We start from the raw sequence: 19,085 nt of genomic DNA, 5'->3' as shown, positions 1-19,085 counted from the left end.
GCGCTTCGCGCCGCCGTTTCAGCCGCCCGCGGCTGAAACGCGCCAGACGGTGTTGCCGACGTCGTCCGCAATCAACAGCGCGCCGGTCTTGTCGAACGCCACGCCCACGGGGCGGCCGCGCGCCTGTCCCTGGTCGTTGAGAAATCCCGTCACAACGTCCTGGGCCGGGCCGTTCGGCTGTCCATTGCTGAAGGGCACGAAGATGACCTTATAGCCGTTCAGATTTGGCCGGTTCCAACTGCCGTGCTCGCCGACAAAGGCGCCGCCGCGATAATTCTGTGGAAGGCTGCTGCCCGTATAGAATGCAAGCCCAAGCGGCGCCACGTGCGAGCTCAGCGCGTAATCCGGCACGATGGCTTTCGCGACCAGGTCCGGCCGCTGCGGCTCGACGCGCGGATCGACGTTCTGGCCGAAATAGCTGTAGGGCCAGCCATAGAAACCGCCCTCTTTGACCGAGGTCATGTAATCGGGCACGAGGTCAGGCCCCAGCTCGTCGCGCTCGTTGACGATCGCCCACAGCGCATGGCTCTGCGGTTCGAAGCTCAAGCCGGCCGGATTGCGCAATCCTTCCGCATAGACGCGCCAGCGTCCGGTGTCGCGCTCGACTTCCAGGATCGCGGCGCGGTTCTTCTCCGCCTCCATGCCATTCTCGGTGATGTTGCTGTTGGAGCCGACCCCGACATAGAGCAGCGAGCCGTCGTCGCTCGCGACCATGCTCTTGGTCCAATGATGATCGATCGGGCCGCCCGGCAGATCGGCAAGCTTGCTGCCGGCCTCCGTCATCTTGGTCTCGCCCTCTTTGTAGGGATATCGAACGATGGCATCGGTGTTGGCGACGTAGAGATCATTGCCGACGAGCGCCACGCCGAAGGGCGAATTGAGATGGTCGAGGAAAACGCTGCGCTGTTCCGGCACGCCATCGCCATTGGCATCGCGCAACAACGTGATGCGATTGCTCGGCCCGGTCGACCCGCCGGAGGTCGCCCAGGATTCAACGAGCCCCATGGCGATATCCTTGGGCCGCTTGATGGACGGGGCTGGCGGCGCCTTGGATTCCACCACCAGGATATCGCCATTGGGCAGCACATAGAGCGAGCGCGGATGCTCCAGCCCCGTTGCGAGCGGCTGGATCTTCAGCCCTTGCGGGACCGTCGGCGTCTCGCCCTGTTTCCACCCGATCACATGGGCAATGTGCACCGGCGGCAGAAGAAATTGACTGAGAGCAGGAAGATTCGGGTGCGGCCCGATCTGCGCCTTGGGGTCGCCGCCGTCGTCGCAGCCGGCCAACGAAAGCACCGCCCCGCACAACAGCACGAGGGCGCCGACACGCCTCGCGCGTACCATCGCCGCTTTCGATGCCATCATCGCACCGCTCCGACGCCGTGACGATACACCATGGACCAGCCCAGCCAGCCGGTGATCGGCAGAATGAGAACGGTAATCGCCGACAGGATCAGGCCGGTGGGGACGACCGAGGTCCAGGCGTCGCGGGTATGCACGAGGGTGTTGAAGAAAGCGATGATGAGCACGAGCAGATTGCCGAGCATGTGCGGCCACGCCGGCTTCTGCGCCCGGATCATCCGGTTGCCGAGAAAATCGGTGAGACCGGCAATCCCTGCCAGTACGCCCATGATCAGGCCGGCCAAGAGCAGCCAGGCCGAGAAATCCGCCCACATGATTTCAGCGGTCAGCGCGTAGGCGATGTCGGTGAGCAAGGCTCCGATGAAGCAGACGATCGGAAACGGCACCAGCATTGGGTGGATCGGATGCCCGGCGATCTGCAAGGTCGGGCGGAGGATGTTATCCGAGGTCAAATCGACGTCTCCGAACTGCCATTCTTCGGTACGGCTGTGTCGGCAACGAAATCTACGAGCGGCCGTTCCTACGCCGCCCGGCATCAACGCGAAGGTGAATTGGAGCCTAGCGCAGCCTGACCCGGCATGGTCGGCGCCGGCCGGTCGAGCCACCCGCGCCCTGGCTGATCGGGCGCGCCGTTGCTGTTGGCGCTATCGCCGGCGGCTTGATTCTTCCAAGGCGTGTAGGCGTAAGGCGGGCCAGGACGGCGATGGCTACCATGATCGCGCTCAGGCACACGATGCCGATGCCGCGTCGCCGCGCGCGGGCTCAGCGACTTCTGCTGATCCGGATCGGTCATCTTGATTGTCCATTCGTTCGGCGGCAGGGAAGCAGCCAGCGTGAGTTTCAGCTCATGGTGCCCGGCAGGAAACAGCGGATCGTGGTGCCCAGGGAGCCCTTGATCGGCCACACCATGGTGCGTCCGGCCCGATTGGGTTCCGTGATCACGGCATCGTCGGGCACGGTGATCCACTCGCCATCGATGCGGACGCGGTAATGGCCGTCCTTAGACTCCCAATCCGGATCGGCGACCGCATAGCCGTCGGCCACGGAACAACACAGCCCCTTGCTGCTTTTGAGACTGTCAAACCAGGGTTTGAGCGGGGAATTGGCGTAACGACCATCGTCCCGCGCCGTTACGGACTTGACCGGCAGCGCTGCAAGCACGCTGGTGAGCACCAGCACAAAGCGTCCCTGTCTCATCAGCATGACCTAAACGCGTGGCAGGTCTACGATGAAAGCGTAACTTTGCGGCTTCAATATGCCATGCCGCGCATGGCCTGAGTGACCCAGACGCCGCGCATTTCGGGCAGCGGCGTTTTCACCAGATTAGCCCAAATCCCGCCGCCAATGAGTAAAATGGCCGTGGTGGCGAACGTCAACTTCCCGAGATAGCTCATGACCTGACGCGTCCCGCACGCATTCAGTGTTTGTTGATGTTCCTTCAATTCCCATGGGCGAGTTTCGTTCCTATGTCACAGGAATGCCCGGTCGTTGGGCGCCTCCCACGACCGTCCGCGTCCTGCAGAGCCGAACCTTGCCGCCCTCCTCTGGTTTGATTCAAGAACCGGATGGAGGAGAGAGCGATGGTCGCCAACAGCAAACGCCAGCTTGCCGAGTTCGTGATCGACAAAGCGTTTGAGCCGGTGATGCGGGCAAGGCCGGACGGCAAGTCGGATTCCGACCGACGGACGCTGCAGCATCTGCAGGACGCAACCCGGGCCGAAATCGAGCGCTACCGCGGCTACCGTTCGGCGGCGGAGTTGATCACCAATTTCAAGCGGGATTTGAGGTCCGAGCCCGCCAAGAAGGTGCACGCGCAGTTGCGCCGGCTGCACCTTCCGACCCTTGAAGACATCGAGGACGAATTTGAAGGCAAGGTGCGCTCGCTCGGCCTGCGCCGGCACGGCTGAGGCGCAGCCGGCCATGGGGACTGATGGTGCTCCGCAAAAGGCCGAGCGCTAGCCCTCCCGGCCTAAACGTGAACCGCGTTGCGCGCGACGACATTGCGGTAAAAGGATGCGCTGAGCTTCGGCCTGCGAACCAACGTTTCGAAATCGACATGGTAGATCCCGAAGCGCTTCTCCAGGCCGAAAATCCATTCGAAATTGTCCATCAGGCTCCAGAGAAAATAGCCGCGAACCGGCGCGCCCTCCGCGATGGCGCGCTGCAACTGCGTGAGATAGTTGCGCAGATACATGATGCGGTCGAGGTCGTAGATCTTGCCGTCCGGCCTGATCTCGTCAGAGGACGACGTGCCGTTTTCGCTGATATAGATGGTCTCGACGGCCCAGATCTTCGCCGCCAGCCGCGGCACCCAATAGGCGGTCTCCGGACCTATCCTGAGCCATTCCGAGCTCATATGCGGGAAAGAACTCGGGAAAGGCAGCACCGAAAAGCCGGGAGCGTGCTCGGCGGCGACTATATAAAACTGTGGCGCGTAGATGTTCAGGCCGATGAAATCGTTCCTTGAGCCGATGATCTTCAGCTCGTCCTCGGTAAAGGTCGGTGCATTCGCGCCGGCATAGGCAAGGAAGTGCTCGGTGTATTTGCCCTCGAGGATCACGTTGAGAAAGCCGGCGTTGAGTTCGCGCGTGGCGATCTCCGCGGCACGGACATTCTCCGGCGTGTCGATCGCAGGCACGCAGGCGGCGATGTTCTCGGCCGGGCCGACCTTCGTTCCGGCGTGCCCATGAGCGCGAATGGCCTGCAACGAAAGTCCGTGGGCCAGGGCAACATTGTGGCGAACCTGATTGAGCTGTTTCTGGGGAAGCTTGAGCCCCGGCGCATCGATACCGAGGCCGTAGCCGAAATTCACGAAGCGCCCGACTTCGTTGATGGTGAAGATGGTCTTCACGCGATCGGTCAGGCGCTCCGCCACATAGGCCGCATAGTCGGCGAAGGCTTTTGAGGTCTCGGTGGACTGCCAGCCGCCGACGCGGTCCTGCAGCGCCTGCGGCAGATCCCAATGATAAAGCGTTGCGTAGGGCTCGATGCCGTTCGCCAGCAGCTCGTCCACGACGCGGTTGTAAAAATCGAGGCCCTTGGGATTGGGCGCGCCGGCCCCTTCCGGAAACACCCGCGGCCAGGCGATGGAGAAGCGATAGGCCTTCGCGCCAAGCTCCTTGATCAGGCCGACATCTTCCTTGTAGCGGTGATAGTGATCATTGGCCCGATCGGCATTCGTCCCGTCGGCGATATGGCCGGCTTGATGCGAAAAGGTGTCCCAGATCGAGCGCCCGCGCCCATCCTCATTGACGGCGCCCTCGATCTGATAGGCCGACGTGGCCGTGCCCCAGATGAATCCGCTCGGGAAGCTGCCGGACGCCAATCGGCCGGCTGCGGGCTCCGCTGGCCTCTCGTCCGCTTTCGCGGGCGTCGCGGCGATGCCGAGCGCAAGACCCGCAAGCTTCGCAAACGTCCGGCGCGAAAAATTGTCCAGCACCTTCAAATCCCCTACACAAATCCCGTCGGACTGGCTGGCCGGCTCGCGCCGTCGCAAGCCCAAATCACGGGTCGACGACCGCCAATCTGCTCGAAAACCGGAGGCGGGACAACCCGACCGCGGCAAGTTGATCGGGCAGTTGCGACAAGCGACAGCACCGCTGCGCCTCACCTTGATCTCGACGGCAGGCTACGGTTGACTGGCCGCGATGCTCGCGGGCGATCCTATGCGAGGCTTGAAGCAACAATGAACGGATAAAACACTAAGGAGCAAATCGTGATTGGATTCCAGATCCGCAAGCGCGAGCGCAAGGTGGATGCGGCACTCGTCGCGCGATTCCGCGAACTGCCGGTCGCCAACATCAGTGATTCGATGTCACGGATGACGGCGGGCGGCGCCGGCCTGCGCCCGATACACCGCGGCGGCGTGCTCGCAGGTCCGGCCTTCACGGTGAAGACAAGGCCCGGCGATAACCTCATGGTGCACAAGGCGCTCGATCTCGCCGAGCCCGGCGATGTCATCGTCGTGGACGGCGGCGGCGACCTCACCAACTCCCTGATCGGGGAAATGATGGTGGCGCATGCGCAGGCCCGCGGCATCGGCGGCATCGTCATCCATGGCGCGATCCGCGACTACGACACGCTGCATGCCGGCGACTTTCCGGTGTTCGCGGCGGGGGTCACCCATCGCGGGCCCTACAAGGATGGTCCTGGCGAGATCAACGTGCCGATCGCGATTGAGGGCATGGTGATCGCGCCCGGCGACCTCATCGTCGGTGACGGTGACGGCATCGTCTGCGTGCCCTACGATGTCACGGCGGAAGTTTTGAAGGCAGCCGAAGCCAAGCACCAGGCCGAGATCAAGCAGCTCGCCGCGATCAAGGACGGCCGCAGCGACCGCGCCTGGGTCGATGCGACGCTCGCAAGGCTCGGCTGCACGATCCAGAGCTGACGTTTGCGGACATCTGAGGGAGGACATCGTGCTCAATGATTTCGGGATGACGCATCCCATGGGGTGCGCCTGCTGCGGCCCGCGCCTCAATCCGTGGCGGGTGGCCTCCGGCGGCTCATCGCTTCCGCCGGCGACGAACATCGAAGCCATCGAGGGACGCTCGCGCGCGGCCGGCGCGGGCGGCATGATCGTCGACTGTCACGGGCATTACACCACTGAGCCGACCGCCATGCTGGACTGGCGCAAGCGCCAGATCGCTGCGATCAATGATCCCTCGCAGATGCCGAGCGTCGACTCCCTCGAGATCAGCGATGACGAGCTGCGCGAATCGGTCGAGGGCGCCCAGCTCAAGCTGCAGCGCGAGCGCGGCACGTCGCTCACGCTGTTCTCGCCGCGCGCCTCCGGCATGAGCCACCACATCGGTGATGCCGGCGTCAGCGCGGCGTGGTCGCGCCTGTCCAACGGCATCATCTATCGCCTGACGCAGCTTTATCCGAAGAACTTCGCCGGCGTCTGCCAGCTCCCGCAATCCCCCGGGGTCGAGCCGAAAAACTGCATCGCGGAATTGACGCGCTGCGTCGAAGAGCTCGGCTTTGTCGGCTGCAATCTCAATCCGGATCCCAGCGGCGGCTATTGGACCGATCCGCCGCTGACCGACCGCTGGTGGTATCCGCTGTACGAAAAAATGGTCGAGCTCGACGTGCCCGCGATGATCCATGTCAGCGCTGCGGCCAACCCCGTCTTTCACACCACCGCGAGCCACTACATCAACGGCGACACCACCGCCTTCGTGCAATTCCTCATGTCGGACCTGTTCAAGGATTTTCCGACGCTAAGGTTCATCATCCCGCATGGCGGCGGCGCCATTCCCTATCATTGGGGCCGCTATCGCGGCATCGCCCAGGACCAGAAGCGGCCGCCTTTATCCGAAAGCATCCTGAAGAACGTGTTCTTCGACACCTGCGTCTATCACCAGCCGGGCATCGATCTTTTGACGCGCGTGATCCCCGCCGAGAATATCCTGTTTGCGTCCGAGATGGTCGGCGCGGTCAGGGGCGTCGATCCCGAGACCGGGTTCAATTACGACGACACAAGACGCTATATCGAGGGATCAACGAGCCTGACGCCTGAGCAGAAGCGCGCGATCTTCGCCGGGAATGCCCGGCGCGTCTACAGCCGCCTGCCCGCGGAACTCTTCAACTGAATTGCTCAACCCGTCATCCCTGAGGGGCTCGCGCCACCGAGCCTCGAAGGATGAACGGCCGCTCTTTTTCGATTGTTTATATGATGATCGTACTTTAATATGAAGGGATCGACAGTATGGAGGCTCGTCATGTCAGGCCAAGCGTGGCGAAAGACGGCGTGCAATCTCTGCTACATCAATTGCGGCATCGAGGTGCTGGTCGAGGATGGCCGCATCGCCAAGGTGCGCGGCGATCGTGACAATCCGAAGTCGCAAGGTTACCTCTGTAACAAGGCAGGCCGCATTCCCTTCTATGCCCATCACGCGGACCGGCTGACCACGCCCTTGCGCCGCCGCGCCGACGGCGAGTTCGAGGCGATCGACTGGGACACCGCGATCGCGGAGATCGCGTCACGCCTGCGCGCGCTGGTCAATCGTCACGGCGGCAAGAGCATCGCGCTCTATGGTGGCGGCGGCCAGGGCAACCACGCCGGCGGCGCCTATGTCAATGCGATGCTGCGGGCCCTGGGCTCACGCCACGTCTTCAATGCACTGTCGCAGGAGAAGACCGGCGACTTCTGGGTCAACGGCCATTTGTTCGGCAGCCAGACCTGCCATACCGCGGAGGACGTGCACCACTGCGACCTCCTGTTCGTGATCGGCGCCAACCCTTGGGTCGCACACGGCTTTCCGAACGCGCGCGACCAGCTCAACCAGATCCGCAAGGATCCGGCCCGCAAGCTGATCGTCATCGATCCGCGCCGCACCGAGACCGCCGAGATGGCCGATCTGCATCTGGCCGTGCGGCCCGGGGCGGATGCGTTCCTGCTCGGGGCGATCCTCGCGACGCTGTTGCGGCGGGATGCGGTGGATCACGAATTTCTCGCCCAGCACACGACCGGCTTTGCCGAAGTGAAAGAGACGCTGCTGCGCATCCCTGTCGAGGATTGGGCGCGCGCCGCGGACATTCCGCTCGGCGAGGTCGAGCGCTGCGCAGACATGATCGTTGCCGCCAGGGCGATGACCGTACGCGTCGAGCTTGGCATCCAGCAAGGCGTCAATTCGACGCTCAATTCCTATCTGGAAAAGCTGCTGATCATGCTGACCGGCAGTTTCGGCCGCAAGGGCACCAACCAGCTCCATAGCTGGCTGCAACCGCTGTGGGGCAACACGCCCAATCAGAAATTTGCGCCGACGGACACCGAAGTCATCGCCGGCCTTCTGCCGCCCAATCTGTTCCCGCAGGCGGTGCTGACCGATCATCCGGACCGCTTGCGCGGCGTATGGATCGACAGTTCGAACCCCGCGAATACCGCAGCGAACACGAGCGAGGTGGAGAAGGCGTTGCGGGCGCTCGAACTCTGCGTCGTCGTCGACGTCGCCATGACCGAAACGGCGCGGCTGGCGCATTACGTGCTGCCCGCCTCCTCCCAATACGAGAAATGCGAATTCACGCTGTTCAATTTCGAATTTCCGACGAACTACTTCCATGTGCGGCCAGGCGTGGTGCCGCCGCTCCAAGGCACCCTGCCCGAGCCTGAAATCTACACGCGGCTCTCGCGTGCGCTGGGGCTTTTGCCGGGCGATAATGTGCTGGCGCCCTTGCGCGAGGCGGCGCTCCGCTCGCGCCCCGCTTTCGCCGCGGCGTTCCGCGCCTTCATGGCGGAAAACCCCGCCGCCGTGCCGCTCGGCGCGCTTGTGCTCTACAACACGCTCGGCCCCTCGCTCCCCGACGGAACGGCCGCGGCTGCGCCGCTGTGGGGAGCCGCGCTCGCCTGCGCGAAACGCGCGCCGGAGGCGGTGCGACGCGCACTCAGGCTCGGCGAGGAGGTGGCGGATGCGCAGCTCGGTGATGCGCTGTTCGACGCGATCGTCAACGCGCGCAGCGGCGCCGCAATCACGACGCATATGTACGAAGAGGTGTGGTCGCTGATCGGCCACCCCGACCACAAGGTGCATCTTGCGATTCCCACCCTGCTCGAATGGCTGAACAGGCTCGATCCCGCGGTCACAGGCGCGCCGAGCGACTATCCCTTCATTCTCGCGGCCGGACAGCGGCGGATGTTCAATGCCAACCAGATCTTTCGCGATCCCGCCTGGCGGCGCGACGATCCCGACGGGGCGCTCTTGATCAACGCCAAGGACATGGCCTCGTTGGGCGCCAGCGACGGCGAATGGATCGCGGTGACATCGCGGGCCGGACGCATCGTCGCCCGCTGCAAGGCCGACGACAGCGTACGCGAGGGACAGTTGGCGCTGCCGCACGGTTATGGCCAGTCCTATCCGACGAGGGACGGCGAGCGCCTAAGCAACGGCCCGCGCGTCAACGTGCTGACCGACAGCCGGAATTGCGATCCGATCGCCGGCACGCCCTATCACAAGCATGTCGCCGTCCGGCTCGAGAAGCTGCCGATGGCGGAAGCCGCGGCTTATGAAGAGCTGTCGCGCCGCATTCATCTGTGACGAGCGCGACCATTCACGATCGCGCAAATGCATGCAGGCCCGCGAAGAGCGGGCGCGTGTGGCAGCCTTCCGCGCACAGGCCAGCGCCTAGCCGACCCAGCGCTTGGTGTTCTTGTCCTCGCCGGGCAGCGCGATGTGCAATTCCTGCGCGCGCGCCTTGATCGTTCTGATCGGGCGGCCGAGCTTCACGGTCATCAGCGTAATGCTCTTCCCGGCCGAGGCCATCGTGCGCAGCAGGTTGTCGTCCTCTTCGGTCCAAAACCGACCGTGACGCTTGATTGGAGTGCTCATGGTGAATGTCTATCGGGCCCATCACGGGTGATGCGGCCTGACTGGCTCAAAACCTGGTTCCGAGTGAACAGATGATGCGCGTGGCCGCGAATTCAAGGAAGGAAGCTGTATTCTATCAATAAGTTAACCCACCCATCGGCCGGCGGCGGGCGCCTGCGTCACAACGGCCGGCCGCCGGAACTGCGCCGCTGGTTCCACGTTGGTTCCATTGGATTTGTTAGGCGGTTTTCTCCCGGCTCGGACAGGCGCACGTGCCCCATCGTGTCAACGTTCCACTCAGTAACCTGCGTGCAGTCGTGATCGTGATCGTCGTCGCGTTTCATTCGGTGCTGCCGTACCTCGCCTCTCAACCGCCTCAGCCCTTCGCCTTCGATGTGCCGCCCTACCGCTGGGTGGCGTTTCCGATCATCGATCATGAACGCTGGTTCGGTTTCGACCTGTTCTGCGCCTGGCAGGACGTCAGCCTGATGTCGCTGATGTTCTTCCTGGCCGGCCTATTCGCCCCCGCGAGCCTGGATCGCAAGGGAAGTCGCGTCTATTTGCGCGAGCGCTGGTGGCGGATTGGATTGCCGTTCCTGCTTGCGGCCGGGGTGCTCAGTCCGCTGGCTTATTACGCATCCTATCGCCTGACCGCCGCCGCGCCGTCGCTGTCGGCCTTTTGGGAGCATTGGCGGGCGCTGCCGATGTGGCCGGCCGGACCGGCGTGGTTCTTATGGCAGCTCTTCCTGCTCAGCACGCTCGCGGCGGCGCTTCGCGCCCTCGCGCCGCAAAGCCTGACGCGCTTGGGTCGCCTTGCGGGGAGCTTGAAAGACCGGCCGCTTGCGTTCTTCATGGGGCTGACGGCGCTCTCTATCCTGGCCTATGTACCGCTGGTGATGGCCTTCAACCCTTGGGACTGGACCTCGTGGGGTCCATTTTCGTTCCAGCTCAGCCGTCCCTTGCTCTATCTCCTCTATTTCTTCGTCGGCTATGCCATCGGCGCGGCCGGCACGCAGCACGGCCTGCTCCGTGGCGACGGCCAGCTCGCAAAGCATTGGTGTGCCTGGCTCGTCGCTGCCGTTGCAAGCTTCGCGCTGTGGGGCGTCCTCACGTCGCTGACCCTAAAAGGCTGGGACAACAGTCCGCTCGCCTATCGCCTGGCGGCCGCATTCGCATATCCGCTCGCCTGCGCGAGCGGCGTACTGTGCATGCTGGCGATCTGTCTCAAGCTGATGCGAACACAACATCGCGTGCTCGACAGCCTCTCGCGCAACGCCTATGGCATTTATCTTCTGCATTATGTTTTCGTCGTGTGGCTGCAGTATGCGCTGCTCACGATTCCTTTTGACGCACTTGCCAAGGCTGCAATTGTCTTGTGTGGCGCGCTGGCGCTAAGCTGGGGCGCAAGTAGCGGATTGACCGCATTCAACCCGCGCCACTTCGGCACGCCCGGCGGGCGCGCGATGGCGGATCAACCGCGCTAACGGAATAGGCAGATGTCCCTGACGTTCACACTGGCCTCCCGCAATCTATTCCACGACCGACTCCGCTTCGTCGCCACCCTGATCGGGATCATGTTCTCGGTCGTCCTCGTGATGGTTCAAATGGGCCTGTTTCTCGGTTTCGGCCACATGGTCACGATGATGATCGATCATGCCTCCGGCGATATTTGGGTGGTGCCGAAAGGAGCGAAGTCCTTTGAAGACCCTTCCCTGCTCGACCTCAAGCTGCGCAATCGCGTGGCAGGCGTTGCCGGCGTCGCAAGCGTCATTCCGGTGGTGATCGGCTTTTCGGACTGGCGGCTGGACAGCGGCGAGGTGACGCCTGTTTTTATCGTCGGGCTCGATCTGCACGATGGCGGCTTGCATCCATGGAATGTGGTTGAGGGCGACGTGCAGGCTCTGGGGCAAGGCCCCAATGTCGCGGTCGACCGCTCCTATTTCGAACGGCTCGGCGTCGACGGCGTCGGCGGGACCGCGGAGATCCGCGGCCGCCGCGTCAAGGTTGCCGCGATCACCGATGGAATTCGCTCTTTCACGACGACGCCCTACATCTTTGTCGACGTCAAGAATGCGCGCACCTACACCGGTACGCCACCGGACCGCGCCAGCGATCTTTTGGTGCGGCTTGATCCAGGCACCGATCGCGACAAGGCAATCGAGGCCATCAAGGCCCAGGTCGGCGATGCCGAGGTGCTTTCGGCCAGCCAGTTCCGAAAGCGCAGCCGCGACTTCTGGCTGTTCGGGACCGGTGCCGGCGCCGCGCTGTTCGCCGGCGCCCTGCTCGGCGTGATCGTCGGCACGGTGATCGTAGCCCAGACGCTTTATTCCAGCACCAAGGATCACTTAAGTGAATTTGCGACCTTGCGCGCCATGGGCTCTTCCAACGGCTATATCTATAACGTCATCATTTATCAGGCGCTGCTCAACGCGGTCATCGGGTTCGCCTTTGCGGCCGCGATCGGCGCCGTGGTGGTTCAGATGACCGCGAAGAGCGCGCTGCCGATCGTGATCACGCCCTGGTTGGTCGCCGGCTTGCTGGCGCTCACGATCCTGATGTGCGTGATTTCGGCGATCGGCGCCATCTTCCGCGTGGTGCGGATCGATCCAGCGACGGTGTTCATGGCATGAGCGACTGCATCATTGAAGCCAAGTCCGTCACACGAAAGCTGGGAAGCGGCGCCCGCGAGGTGCGGGCGCTACGCGGCATCGACCTGTCGCTAAGCCGCGGCGAGCTCACGCTGTTGATGGGCCCCTCGGGCAGCGGCAAGACCACCCTGCTGCTTGTGCTCGGATGCATGCTGACGCCGACGTCCGGCACCGTTACCGTATGCGGAACATCGACCACCAACCTCGACAAGGAGGCCCTTGCAAAGCTCCGGCGCGATCATATCGGCTTCGTGTTCCAGTCCTATCATCTGTTTCCGACATTGACGGCGGCGCAGAATGTGCAGCTTGCGCTCGATATCCGCGGCGATCATCGCGGCGCGGCCGTGAAGCGATCGCGCGAGGCGCTCGCGATGGTCGGACTTGGGTCCAAGATCCGCAGCCTGCCGAACGCGCTGTCGGGCGGCGAGCAGCAGCGCGTGGCGATCGCGCGCGCCATCGTCGCCAATCCCTCGGTCGTCCTCGCCGACGAGCCGACCGCCGCACTTGACGGCGAGAACGGACGCACGATCATGCGCACCCTGGCCGATATCGCGCATCAGCGCGAGCGCGCGGTGCTTGTCGTCACCCATGATCCGCGCGTCGTCCCCTTCGCCGACCGCATCATCCACATCGAGGATGGGTTGCTGGTCGACCAGCCCGCCGGCGAGGTCGAGCGCTTGCGCCTGCCAAAAGCAGCCGGCTAGCAGAGCGATCGATGAGCCTGCGCGGCGAATTCGTGCGCCTCGGCACTCGCGCTTTTCTCAAATGGCGCAGCCGACGATTCGATCTCGACGCCTGGCGCACCGGCATGCGCGCCACCAAGCATCTGGTGCCGCATCCTCCGTCGCGCTGCCACACGACGAAGGTCCTGGTCGACCGGCGAACGCTTTACCGGATCGAGACCGATCGCTCCCACGGCGCGCGTCACCTGCTTTACCTTCACGGCGGCGCCTACATTTCCGGCGCGCCCGCCCATTACAGGCACTTCACCTGGCGGCTCGCGGACACGTTCAAGGCCTGCGTCTGGGCCCTGGAATATCGACTTGCGCCTGAACATCCCTTTCCGGCGGCGCTCGATGATGCGGTGGCGGCCTATACCTGGCTGCTTCACAACACGCCGGATGCCCGCCGCCTGTTTGTGATGGGGGATTCCGCAGGCGGCGGATTGACCCTCGGCTTGCTGCTGCGGCTGCGCGACGAAGGCAGGCCGCTTCCGTCCGCCGGTGTGGCCTTGTCGCCGTGGACCGACCTTGCGCTGACCGGCCGATCGCTGCGAGAGAACGCCGCATCCGATCCCATGTTGAATGCCCACCATCTGCCTATCTTCGTCGATTATTACCTGGCCGGTGCCGATCCGCGCGCGCCCTATGCCTCACCGCTTTACGGCGATCCGGCCGGGCTGCCGCCGGTGCTGGTCCAGGTCGGCGGCGATGAGATTTTGCGGGACGATGCCGTGCGGATGGCAGAGAAGCTGCAATCGCAAAATCCGCTCAGCCGCCTGGAGGTCTGGCCGCGCATGCCACACGTCTGGCAACTCTTCGTCCCCTTCCTGCCCGAAGCGAACCGCGCGATCGCGCAGATCGGCGATTTCATCGCGGACGTACAGCGCTGAGCCCTGCTCGTTGTCAGGCCGACATGGCAGCGGCCGGAACTTCGCCGGGACCCGCGAACAGCCTGCGGCCGGGAACGGCATCCAGCAGCGCGCGGGTGTAAGGATGCTGCGGGGCGCGAAACACCTCTCGGGTTTCGCCCTGTTCGACGATCGCCCCGCGCTGCATCACCACGATCCTGTCAGCGATTTCCGCTGCAACCCGCAGATCGTGCGTGATGAAGAGCATGGCGAGGTTCATCTCCTCGCGAAGCTCGGCGAGCAGCGCCAGGATGTTGGCCTGCACCGAGACGTCGAGCGCCGAGACCGCCTCGTCCGCGACCAGCACCAGCGGCTTTAGCGCCAGCGCACGCGCAATGCAGATGCGCTGGCGCTGACCGCCGGAAAACTCGTGCGGATAGCGGTCGACCGCGCTTTCACTCAGGCCGACCCGAGCCACGAGCTTCTTGGCCTCGGCCATCGCCTCCTCTGCGGAAACGCCATAGGCGATCGGGCCGCTGGCAATGGCCGCGCCGATCTTCTGGCGCGGATCGAGCGCCGCAAACGGATCCTGGAATACGATCTGCACCTTGCGCCGCACTGCACGCAATTGCGCGCCACGCAGTTTCAGGAAATTCTCCCCGGCGAAATCGAGTGTGCCGGCGTCAGGCTCGATCAGCCGCATGATGATGCGGCCGAGCGTCGATTTCCCCGAGCCTGACTCGCCGACGACGGCGACAGTCTCGCGCGGGCGCAGCGCCAAGGCGACGTCACGAACCGCCGGCACACGCCGCGGCGGACGAAACAGGCCTTGCCGCGTGACGAATGTCTTGTTGAGACCAAGCGCCTCGAACAGCGGCTCACCGCCGATCTCCCTCACCGCAGCCGAAGGCGGACGTTTGCCGGGAACTGCCGCGATCAGCGCCTTGGTGTAGGGATCTTTCGGCGCCCGCAGGATCTCGTCGACGCTGCCCTGCTCCACCACGCGCCCGCCGCGCATCACCACCACGCGATCGGCGATGTCCGCGACCACGCCGAAATCATGGGTGATGAACAGCACGCCCATGCCGCGCTCGGCCTGCAGGCGACGGATCAGCAGCAGGATCTGTTTTTGGGTGGTTACGTCGAGCGCCGTGGTCGGCTCATCCGCGAGCAGGAGCGACGGATTATTCGCCATCGCCATGGCGATCATGATGCGCTGACGTTGCCCGCCGGAGAGCTGGAAGGGATAGCTGCGCGCGAGCGTCGCAGGCTCCGGCAAGCCGACCGCAGCGATCAGCTCCAGCACTCGCGCGTCGAGCGCGGCGCGCATGGGCCTTGGTCTGGCATGGGTAATGATCATCTCGGCGATCTGGTCGCCGACGCGCGCCAGCGGATTGAGCGCGCTGAGCGGCTCCTGGAAGATCATCGAAATGGCGCCGCCCCGCAGCCGCCGCATGGCGGCATCATCGGCGTGCGCAAGATCGCTTCCGCCATAGCGGATAGCGCCGCCGGCAACGGTCACGTTGGGCGGAAGCAAGCCCAGCACCGCATGCGCGGTGATCGACTTGCCCGAACCGGATTCGCCGACGAGGCACACGATCTCGTTGCGCGCCACGGAGATCGAGACATTCTCGACGGCGAGGCCGCGGTCACCCCCCTTCGGCAACGCGACCGACAGCTTCTCGATCGACAGCAGCACCTCGCTCATGCCGCGCGCACCTTTCGCGCCACGCGCGGGTTCAATGTGTCGTTGAGACCTTCGCCGACCAGGTTGATCGCGAGCACCGTCAGCAGGATCGCAATGCCCGGAAACACGCTCATCCACCACGCTTGCCGGATCACAGTGCGTGACGCGCCGATCATGAATCCCCATGACATCAGGTTGGGATCGCCGAGGCCCATGAAGCTCAACGCGCTCTCGACCAGGATCGAGGTCGCGATCGTCAGCGAGCCGGTGACGATGATGGGCGACAGCGCATTGGGAAGGATATGGCGCAGCACGACCACCAAGGGCGGCTGGCCCTGGCAGACCGCGGCCTGCACGAATTCGCGGCCGCGAAGCCGCAAGAACTCGGCCCGCGTCAGCCGCGCCACCGGCGGCCAGCTCACGGCGCCGATCGCGACCACCACGTGCGTCAGGGTCGGCCCGAGCGTGGCAACCAGAAGGATGGCGAGGATGAAGCCGGGGATGGTCTGGAACAGTTCCGTCAGCCGCATCATCGCGTCATCGACCTTGTCGCCGAAATAGCCGGCGACCGCCCCGATCGCGACGCCGATCAAAACCGCGGCCAGCGTTGCCGCGATCCCGATCATCAGCGACACCCGCGCGCCATAGGCGATGCCGGCGGCAACGTCCCGGCCGAGCATGTCGCTGCCGAGCAGCAGGCCTTCGCTGAGCGGCGGCTGGAACGGCGCCCCGACCATGTCCCAGGGACTATCCGGAAACAGCACCGGCGCCGCCGCGGCCAGCGCGAGCACCGCGACCAGGATGACAAGACCGATCATGCCGGTCGGATGGCGAAGGAAGGCTTTGAGCGTATCCATGATCTACCCCGCTCAGGACGCCGCACGCAGGGCGACGCGGGGGTCGATCAGCCGGTAGATCGCATCGGTGATCAGATTGAGCACAATGACAATCACCGACATCACCAGAAAGATACCGAGCATCACCGGGTAGTCGCGCTGCAGCACCGCGTCATAGATCAGCCGGCCCAGACCCGGCCAGGCGAACACGGTCTCGATCACCACCGCGCCACCGACCAGCGCGCCCGCCTGCATGCCGGCAACCGTCACGACAGGCAGGATGGCGTTGCGCAGGATGTGGCGGGCGATGATGTTGCCCTGCGTCAGCCCTTTGCTGCGCGCCGTCTTGATGAAGTCCTGATGCATGACCTCGATCACCGAGGAGCGCGTCAATCGCGCGTAGATCGCAAGATAAACCGCGGCGAGCGAGGTGGCCGGCAGCACCAGATGCGCGGCGATGTCGCCCAGGCGCTGCAACGGGCTCATCTCGACGCCGATAGTGACGTAGCCGAAGGGCGGCAGCCAATCGAGCTTGACCGAGAACAACAACACCAGCATCAGGCCAAGCCAGAACACCGGCATGGCATAGAGCAAGAGAGAGACGATCGTCAGCAGCGTGTCGGACCATCGTCCGGCGCGGACGCCGGCGAGCACGCCGAGCACGACTCCGGCAGTCAGCGCGATGAGGAACGCGGTCGCGGTCAAGAGCAGGGTCGCCGGCAAGCGCTCGGCGATCAGCGCGCGGACCGGGCGCTGCTGCCGGTAGGAGTAGCCGAGATCGAGCGTTACGACGCGCTTGAGATAAATGGCGAGCTGCACCGGATAGGGCTTGTCGAGGCCATATTCGGCGCGAAGCTGCGCCAGCAGTTTGGCGTCGGCTGCCCCGCTTTGGCTGGCGATGACCTGGGCCGGGTCGCCCGGCGCGGCGTGCACCAGGATGAAGTTGAACGTAGCGATGACCAGCACCACGCCAACGAACTTGGCCACCCAGCCGACGATCGGAAGCACGATCGCGGCACCGCGGCCACCTGATACAGCCGACACCGACATGCTCATCCGAACGACACCGCCCCGAAGGTCTCGTGGACGCCGATCGCGGTCGTGATCACATTCTTCAGCCGCTTGTCCATGAAATTCGGGTAGTCCTGCTCGATCAGCCAGACGATCGGGACGTCCTCGACCAGGATCTTCTGCACCGCGCTGTAGAGCTCCTGGCGCTTGTCGTCGCTGGTCGCGACCGCCGCCTCCTCGAACAGGCGATCGACCTCCGGATTGGAATAGCCCGCCGTGTTGGAGAACAGCACGCCTTTCCGGATGTTCGAGCTGATATAGGTGCGCGACACGCCGATCGCGGGATCGCCAAGCTGGTAGACGAGGTTCATCGTCATCGAGAAGTCCCAGTTGCCGCACTTCTCCGCCCAGCCGGCGATATCGGTGCCCTGCAACTGGACATCGATGCCGACGCGGCCGAGCGACTGGCGGATGAACTCCGCGGCCCGCTGGTAGATCTCGCCATAAGGCGGCACCAGATAGGGGATCGAGACACGCTTGCCGTCCGGTCCGGGCTTCAGGCCCATGTCGTCGAGCAGCGCCTTGGCTTTGTCGAGGGAGTATTCGTACTGCTTGACGTCCTTCTCGTAGAAGCGGGTCTTCGACGACACCGGACCGGTTGCGACCTTGCCGAGACCGAAATAGACGCGCTGCAGCAGCGCCTTGCGGTCGATCGCGTACATCACGGCCTGGCGGAAGCGCTTGTCGTTCATCGGCGCGATCCGGTTGTTCAGCTCCAGCCATTGATGCGGCGCGAATAGCTCATAGCCCTTGGTGGTCATGGTGACGTTCGGTAGCTGCGCGAGCCGCTGCACGTCAAAAGCTTCGACATCGGACCACTGGGTGAGCTGGACGGTGCCCTGCTCGAGCGCGACCGAGCGCGAGGCGGCATCCGGAATCACGCGGTAGATGATCTCGTCCAGATGCGGTTCGCCGGGGCGGTAATATCCCTCATGCTTGACCAGGTGCACGTGCGATCCCCGCACCCATTCCTTCAGCTTGAACGGACCGCAGCCGATCGCCTTTTGGTTGGCCGGGTTCTTCCGGTAGTCGGTGCCTTCGTAGATGTGCTTGGGCACGATCGGCGCGGTTGTGCAGTCGAAGGCGCTGAGAAACGGCGCAAACGGCGTCTTCAGCTTGAACACCACCGTGAGCGGATCCGGCGCTTCAGCGCTCTCGACCCGCACAAAGATGCCGCGGGCGCGCGCGTGCGTTTCGGGCAGGAGTTTTGTCACGGAGAAGATGACATCGTCGGCCGTCAGCGGCGTGCCGTCATGAAAGGTGATGTTGGGAAACAGCTTGAAGGTATAGGTCTTGCGATCCTCGGAGACTTCCCAGGATTGGGCGAGCCCAGGCAGAGGCTTCAAGTCAAAATCGTAACGCAGCAGGCTCTCATAGATCTTACCGCCGAGCGTCAGGGTCGGCTGTTGCTGGTTCAAGGCGGTGACGAGAATCGGTGGCTCCGGCTGAATGATGGTGTTCAGCGTGCCGCCGGTCTGGCCCGCGGACCGCGTGATGCCGAGCGGAAACCCGGTGATGCCCATGGCTCCTGCCGCCAGACTCAGCTTGGCGAACTCTCGTCTATTCATTCCGTCCCTCGTTTTCCGTATCACTCAATTGGTATCG

Annotated in this window: 19 protein-coding genes; 8 read left to right on the top strand and 11 right to left on the bottom strand. The window is 64.1% G+C overall.

Annotation, left to right across the window (positions count from 1 at the left end):
* Positions 1-18: 18 nt before the first annotated feature.
* The 5 genes from P6U23_RS08085 to P6U23_RS08065 all read right to left on the bottom strand — a co-directional run bounded on the left by P6U23_RS08085 (position 19) and on the right by P6U23_RS08065 (position 2,756).
* Positions 19-1,344, bottom strand: a complete 1,326-nt coding sequence (locus P6U23_RS08085) for a PQQ-dependent sugar dehydrogenase (RefSeq protein WP_407181378.1) — start codon at positions 1,342-1,344, stop codon at positions 19-21.
* Positions 1,345-1,361: 17 nt separating this feature from the next.
* Positions 1,362-1,814, bottom strand: coding sequence for a DUF2231 domain-containing protein (locus tag P6U23_RS08080; protein WP_407181377.1), 453 nt, complete (start codon positions 1,812-1,814; stop codon positions 1,362-1,364).
* Positions 1,815-1,897: 83 nt separating this feature from the next.
* Positions 1,898-2,155: a hypothetical protein gene (locus P6U23_RS08075; protein WP_407179021.1), complete on the bottom strand. Its 258-nt coding sequence runs from the start codon at positions 2,153-2,155 to the stop codon at positions 1,898-1,900.
* A gap of 47 nt (positions 2,156-2,202) precedes the next feature.
* Positions 2,203-2,565 carry a hypothetical protein gene (locus P6U23_RS08070; RefSeq protein WP_407179020.1) on the bottom strand — a complete coding sequence of 121 codons (363 nt, stop codon included), beginning with the start codon at positions 2,563-2,565 and terminating at the stop codon, positions 2,203-2,205.
* Between the two features lie 47 nt (positions 2,566-2,612).
* Positions 2,613-2,756 carry a hypothetical protein gene (locus tag P6U23_RS08065; protein WP_407179019.1) on the bottom strand — a complete coding sequence of 48 codons (144 nt, stop codon included), beginning with the start codon at positions 2,754-2,756 and terminating at the stop codon, positions 2,613-2,615.
* A 186-nt stretch (positions 2,757-2,942) separates the two neighbouring features.
* Here P6U23_RS08065 and P6U23_RS08060 point away from each other — a divergent pair, with 186 nt between their 5' ends.
* Positions 2,943-3,269 (top strand): hypothetical protein, encoded by a 327-nt coding sequence (locus tag P6U23_RS08060; protein ID WP_407179018.1) that lies wholly within the window; start codon positions 2,943-2,945, stop codon positions 3,267-3,269.
* A 62-nt stretch (positions 3,270-3,331) separates the two neighbouring features.
* Here the strand turns inward: P6U23_RS08060 and P6U23_RS08055 are convergent, their stop codons facing one another.
* The gene (locus P6U23_RS08055; RefSeq protein ID WP_407179017.1) at positions 3,332-4,801 is read right to left on the bottom strand and encodes a GH1 family beta-glucosidase; all 1,470 of its coding nucleotides are present in this window, start codon (positions 4,799-4,801) and stop codon (positions 3,332-3,334) included.
* 273 nt (positions 4,802-5,074) lie between these two features.
* Here P6U23_RS08055 and P6U23_RS08050 point away from each other — a divergent pair, with 273 nt between their 5' ends.
* From P6U23_RS08050 to P6U23_RS08040, 3 genes are all read left to right on the top strand, one after another.
* Positions 5,075-5,752 (top strand): RraA family protein, encoded by a 678-nt coding sequence (locus P6U23_RS08050; RefSeq protein WP_407181376.1) that lies wholly within the window; start codon positions 5,075-5,077, stop codon positions 5,750-5,752.
* A gap of 184 nt (positions 5,753-5,936) precedes the next feature.
* Positions 5,937-6,956, top strand: a complete 1,020-nt coding sequence (locus tag P6U23_RS08045; protein ID WP_407181375.1) for an amidohydrolase family protein — start codon at positions 5,937-5,939, stop codon at positions 6,954-6,956.
* 129 nt (positions 6,957-7,085) lie between these two features.
* Entirely contained in the window at positions 7,086-9,398 is a 2,313-nt protein-coding gene (locus P6U23_RS08040) for a molybdopterin-dependent oxidoreductase (protein WP_407179016.1), read from the top strand.
* Between the two features lie 87 nt (positions 9,399-9,485).
* On the opposite strand, the gene P6U23_RS08035 is transcribed toward P6U23_RS08040, so the two are convergent.
* The gene (locus P6U23_RS08035; RefSeq protein ID WP_024511256.1) at positions 9,486-9,689 is read right to left on the bottom strand and encodes a hypothetical protein; all 204 of its coding nucleotides are present in this window, start codon (positions 9,687-9,689) and stop codon (positions 9,486-9,488) included.
* Positions 9,690-9,940: 251 nt separating this feature from the next.
* Between P6U23_RS08035 and P6U23_RS08030 the strand changes: the two genes are divergently transcribed.
* From P6U23_RS08030 to P6U23_RS08015, 4 genes are read left to right on the top strand one after another with little or no spacing between them, the layout of a single operon-like run.
* Positions 9,941-11,152, top strand: a complete 1,212-nt coding sequence (locus P6U23_RS08030; RefSeq protein ID WP_407179015.1) for an acyltransferase family protein — start codon at positions 9,941-9,943, stop codon at positions 11,150-11,152.
* 12 nt (positions 11,153-11,164) lie between these two features.
* Positions 11,165-12,298 carry an ABC transporter permease gene (locus P6U23_RS08025; RefSeq protein ID WP_407179014.1) on the top strand — a complete coding sequence of 378 codons (1,134 nt, stop codon included), beginning with the start codon at positions 11,165-11,167 and terminating at the stop codon, positions 12,296-12,298.
* Positions 12,295-13,020 (top strand): ABC transporter ATP-binding protein, encoded by a 726-nt coding sequence (locus tag P6U23_RS08020; RefSeq protein WP_407179013.1) that lies wholly within the window; start codon positions 12,295-12,297, stop codon positions 13,018-13,020. Before P6U23_RS08025 ends, P6U23_RS08020 begins: the two co-directional genes overlap by 4 nt.
* Before the next feature lie 11 nt (positions 13,021-13,031).
* Entirely contained in the window at positions 13,032-13,928 is an 897-nt protein-coding gene (locus P6U23_RS08015; protein ID WP_407179012.1) for an alpha/beta hydrolase, read from the top strand.
* 13 nt (positions 13,929-13,941) lie between these two features.
* Here P6U23_RS08015 and P6U23_RS08010 read toward each other — a convergent pair whose 3' ends face one another.
* The 4 genes from P6U23_RS08010 to P6U23_RS07995 are packed head-to-tail and all read right to left on the bottom strand — an operon-like array spanning position 13,942 to position 19,048.
* A complete protein-coding gene (locus P6U23_RS08010; protein ID WP_407179011.1) occupies positions 13,942-15,594 on the bottom strand; it encodes a dipeptide ABC transporter ATP-binding protein in 1,653 nt (550 codons plus the stop codon).
* Positions 15,591-16,430, bottom strand: coding sequence for an ABC transporter permease (locus tag P6U23_RS08005; protein ID WP_407179010.1), 840 nt, complete (start codon positions 16,428-16,430; stop codon positions 15,591-15,593). Before P6U23_RS08005 ends, P6U23_RS08010 begins: the two co-directional genes overlap by 4 nt.
* A gap of 12 nt (positions 16,431-16,442) precedes the next feature.
* Entirely contained in the window at positions 16,443-17,459 is a 1,017-nt protein-coding gene (locus P6U23_RS08000) for an ABC transporter permease (RefSeq protein ID WP_407179009.1), read from the bottom strand.
* A 2-nt stretch (positions 17,460-17,461) separates the two neighbouring features.
* A complete protein-coding gene (locus P6U23_RS07995) occupies positions 17,462-19,048 on the bottom strand; it encodes an ABC transporter substrate-binding protein (RefSeq protein WP_407179008.1) in 1,587 nt (528 codons plus the stop codon).
* Positions 19,049-19,085: the final 37 nt, after the last annotated feature.

It is taken from the genome of Bradyrhizobium sp. STM 3562 (assembly GCF_045571435.1).
Taxonomy (GTDB): Bacteria; Pseudomonadota; Alphaproteobacteria; order Rhizobiales; family Xanthobacteraceae; genus Bradyrhizobium.
Note: the sequence above shows the minus strand (reverse complement) of the source record. Positions and strands in the feature narration are given on the sequence as shown.